General features: G+C 47.7%; 2 protein-coding genes. Both read left to right on the top strand.

Annotated features, from left to right (window positions below):
- Window positions 1-6 precede the first annotated feature (6 nt).
- Window positions 7-150, top strand: coding sequence for an IS66 family insertion sequence element accessory protein TnpB (gene tnpB / locus KCG48_RS15125; protein WP_408004754.1), 144 nt, complete (start codon window positions 7-9; stop codon window positions 148-150).
- A 115-nt stretch (window positions 151-265) separates the two neighbouring features.
- Window positions 266-792 (top strand): IS66 family transposase (locus tag KCG48_RS14530; protein WP_456239173.1); only part of this gene is annotated, 527 nt, incomplete at its 3' end.

Raw genomic sequence — 792 nt, 5'->3', positions numbered from 1 at the left:
AAACGCTTGGAAAACGGAAGTTTTCAATGGCCTCGCAGCCAAGATGAGGCGCGGGAAATCACCCCGCAGCAGTATCGTTGGCTGTTGGAGGGACTCTCCGTCGATCAGAAGAAAGTTATCCACCCCCTCGAAAAGAAGAGAGTGCTCTGATTCGCTGAATACCTTGAGAAATCAAGGGGTCAGCGATATTTTTCGTGCAATTGAGTTGCATTTATGATATAATTAAAGTAGATTTTCAATATCTTAAGATTGAGGAGAGGACGACATGAAGGCTTCGGAAACTTCCGCATTAATTGAGGTCATTAAAGAACAGAACAAGACCATCGAGTCCCTTCGAAAAACCATCGAAGAGATGGGTGCTGAGTCAAAAATTTTGCGGGAGCAGATTGAGTATCTCACCAAAAAGCTATTCGGCACGAAGAGTGAAAAAATGGCCGCCTTAACCGGCCAGATTGTGCTGGATGAGATCCTTAATCCTGAGCTGAGTCAAGATCTGGGCCTCTTCAATGAAGCCGAAACGGGTGCCGATGTTCAAGAAGAACCGGATCTTCGTCAGAAGGCCACCAAAAAGGGGTATTCCCGGGAGAAAGCACTCCACAATCTGCCACGAGAGGAAAAACTCTATACGATTTCGGATGAAGACCGAGTCTGCTCCATGGATGGAGACAGACTGTTTCCTGCCGGCAAGAAATATCTCCGGACGGAAATTGAATATACGCCGGCATCCATGAAGCTCGTGGAGGTCTATGTGGAAACCGCAGAGTGCCGCACCTGCCGAAAGGAAGGCAGAAG

The sequence above is a fragment of the Proteiniclasticum sediminis genome, assembly GCF_018128025.1.
Classification (GTDB): Bacteria; Bacillota; Clostridia; order Clostridiales; family Clostridiaceae; genus Proteiniclasticum; species Proteiniclasticum sediminis.
The sequence above is the reverse complement of the archived record's forward strand: the minus strand, read 5'-3'. Positions and strand labels throughout refer to the sequence as shown.